This is a genomic window from Streptomyces panacea (assembly GCF_040560175.1).
GTDB lineage: Bacteria > Actinomycetota > Actinomycetes > Streptomycetales > Streptomycetaceae > Streptomyces > Streptomyces panacea.
This window is the reverse complement of record NZ_JARJHW010000346.1, coordinates 1-2,712: the sequence shown is the minus strand read 5'-3', so window position 1 is coordinate 2,712 and position 2,712 is coordinate 1. Positions and strand designations below refer to the sequence as shown.

Sequence of the window (2,712 nt, the reverse complement as noted above, 5' to 3'; positions counted from 1 at the left end):
CTCGGAGGGGGAGCAGAGGGGTGGGGGGCTCGACGGAACGGATAGCGGCATGTATGCGCTGCCTGTATGCGCATACATGCACCCTGGAGCAGCCCCTCACGAGCCACAAGAGTGCGTTTGATCACGCTTGCGTAACGGGCGTGGAATGCGGAAGCCGCCCGCGCGACGGGTCCGGCCGGCTCTCACCGACCCGCGGGGGCGGCCTTCGACGACGGTCGGCCGAGCAAGCGAACCTGGGACCCCGGGGCCCCAGGGGACCCCACCGACCGGACGGGGCCGGCCCTGTTGATCGGCTTGACCGGCCGGTGGGGCCGGTCAGCCGGTCAGGGCTCCGGCTCGTCGTGCCGTCGTCGCGATCGTGGCCGAGCCGACCACGCGCGTGCCGTCGTACAGCACGATCGCCTGGCCCGGGGCCACGCCCCGTACGGCCTCCGCGAAGCTCACGTGCAGGGTGCCGTCGATCAGCTCGGCGGTGACCGCTGTCTCGTCGCCGTGGGCCCGCAGCTGCGCCGTGTAGGCGCCGGGACCGACCGGGGCCGTACCGCCGCACCAGCGGGGCCTGATGGCCGTCAGGGCGGTGACGTCGAGGGCGGCCACGGGGCCGACCGTCACGGTGTTGTCGACGGGCGAGATGTCCAGCACGTAGCGCGGCTTGCCGTCCGGCGCGGGGTGGCCGATCCGCAGGCCCTTGCGCTGGCCGATGGTGAAGCCGTGCGCGCCGTCGTGGGTACCGACTTTGGACCCCGACTCGTCGACGATGTCCCCCTCGGCCTTGCCGAGACGGGCGGCGAGGAAGCCCTGGGTGTCGCCGTCGGCGATGAAGCAGATGTCGTGGCTGTCGGGCTTCTTCGCGACGGCCAGGTCGCGGCGCTCGGCCTCCGCGCGGATCTCGTCCTTCGTGGTGAGGGTGTCCCCGAGCGGGAACATGGCGTGCGCGAGCTGGCGCTCGTCGAGCACTCCGAGGACGTACGACTGGTCCTTGGCCATGTCGCTCGCGCGGTGCAGTTCGCGGGCCCCGTCGGGGCCGGTGACGACTGTCGCGTAGTGGCCGGTGCAGACGGCGTCGAAGCCCAGCGCGATGGCCTTGTCGAGCAGCGCGGCGAACTTGATCTTCTCGTTGCAGCGCAGGCAGGGGTTCGGGGTGCGCCCGGCCTCGTACTCGGCGATGAAGTCCTCGACGACATCCTCACGGAAGCGCTCGGCGAGGTCCCATACGTAGAAGGGGATGCCGATCACGTCGGCGGCCCGCCGGGCATCGCGAGAGTCCTCGATGGTGCAACAGCCCCGCGCGCCCGTACGGAACGACTGCGGGTTCGCGGAGAGCGCGAGGTGGACGCCGGTGACGTCGTGACCGGCTTCGGCGGCGCGGGCGGCGGCGACGGCGGAGTCCACACCACCGGACATGGCGGCGAGCACACGGAGGGGGCGCTGGGGTGTCTGAGTCATAGCAACACAAGCGTAAGGGTGCCGGGGAACCAGAGTCGCGCGAGTATCCGTTGACAGTCCATGGGCAAGAGAAGGCGGGGCGCCGTGAGCGGTGGCGTGAGCGGTGACACCCCTGGCGGGGGCGGTACGAGCGGTACGGACAGGGCGAGCGGTACGGACAGGGCGGACAGTACGAACGGTACGGACAGCGCCGCCGGTGCGAGCGGTGCGGATGGGGGCGCGGCCCGGGTCGGCGGCGGGTCATTGATCAGGCGGCGCGCCTTTCTGATCGGCGGCGCCGCCGCCGTGGTGGGCGGCGGGACGGTCGCGGTCCTCGCGGGCCAGGACCAGGCGACGCGGCTCTGGTACCGCGTGCCGGGGGTGGAGAAGGCACGCAAGCCGGGTGAGCTGGATCACGTGGGCGCCGAGTGGGTGGCCGCGTCGTCGGCGAACTGGCGCCGGGCGGACCGGCCCGACGACTTCACCGTGGACAGGGTGATCATCCATGTCGTGCAGGGCAGCTACCGGACGGCCCTGAAGGTCTTCAAGGACCCGGCGCACCAGGCGGCCACGCACTACGTGGTGCGCAAGGACGGGCACGTCGCGCAGATGATCCGTGAGCTGGACGTGGCGTACCAGGCGGGGAACCGCTCCTACAACGAACGCGGCGTCGGCATCGAGCACGAGGGGTTCGTGGACCGGCCGCAGGACTTCACGGACGAGATGTACGAGTCGTCGGCGCGGCTGACGGCGGGGATCTGCCGGCGGTACGCGATACCGGTCGACCGGAAGCACATCATCGGGCACGTGGAGGTGCCGGGGACGGACCATACGGACCCCGGGCCGCACTGGGACTGGGACCGGTACATGAAGCTGGTGCGGGGCGCGCGGGACGCGGGTCTGAGCTGAGCTGTTGCGGGGGTCCGCGCGGCGCGCCTGCGGGCCGGTGGTCGGTTTTGTCCTCAAGCGCCGGACGGGCTGGGTGGTTCCGGGTGCCGCTCCGGAGTCATGGCCGGACGGCGTGACTTACGCCGCGTGCAACGCTCGTTGGTGTATTGAGAACCGGGCTTTCCACGCGGCACAAGTCAGCCTGAGTGTCCGACCACGACCCCTGCGCGTCCCCCTTCCAACCCGCGGGAGTGGGGTTGGAACAGCACCACGTGACGGCGAGAGGGGGGCGGGGCCGCAGGAGGGGTGTGTCCGGACACTCAGGCTGACTTGTGGCGCGTGAACAAGCCGGATCAGCGGGTCCAACGAACCCCGCACGCGCCGTAAGTCACGCCGTCC

Annotated in this window: 2 protein-coding genes; one reads left to right on the top strand and one right to left on the bottom strand. The window is 71.3% G+C overall.

Annotation, left to right across the window (positions count from 1 at the left end):
- Nucleotides 1-315: 315 nt before the first annotated feature.
- Nucleotides 316-1,446, bottom strand: coding sequence for a tRNA 2-thiouridine(34) synthase MnmA (gene mnmA, locus P3L51_RS35765; protein WP_354609533.1), 1,131 nt, complete (start codon nt 1,444-1,446; stop codon nt 316-318).
- Nucleotides 1,447-1,530: 84 nt separating this feature from the next.
- Here mnmA and P3L51_RS35760 point away from each other — a divergent pair, with 84 nt between their 5' ends.
- Nucleotides 1,531-2,334, top strand: coding sequence for an N-acetylmuramoyl-L-alanine amidase (locus tag P3L51_RS35760; protein WP_435594603.1), 804 nt, complete (start codon nt 1,531-1,533; stop codon nt 2,332-2,334).
- Nucleotides 2,335-2,712: the final 378 nt, after the last annotated feature.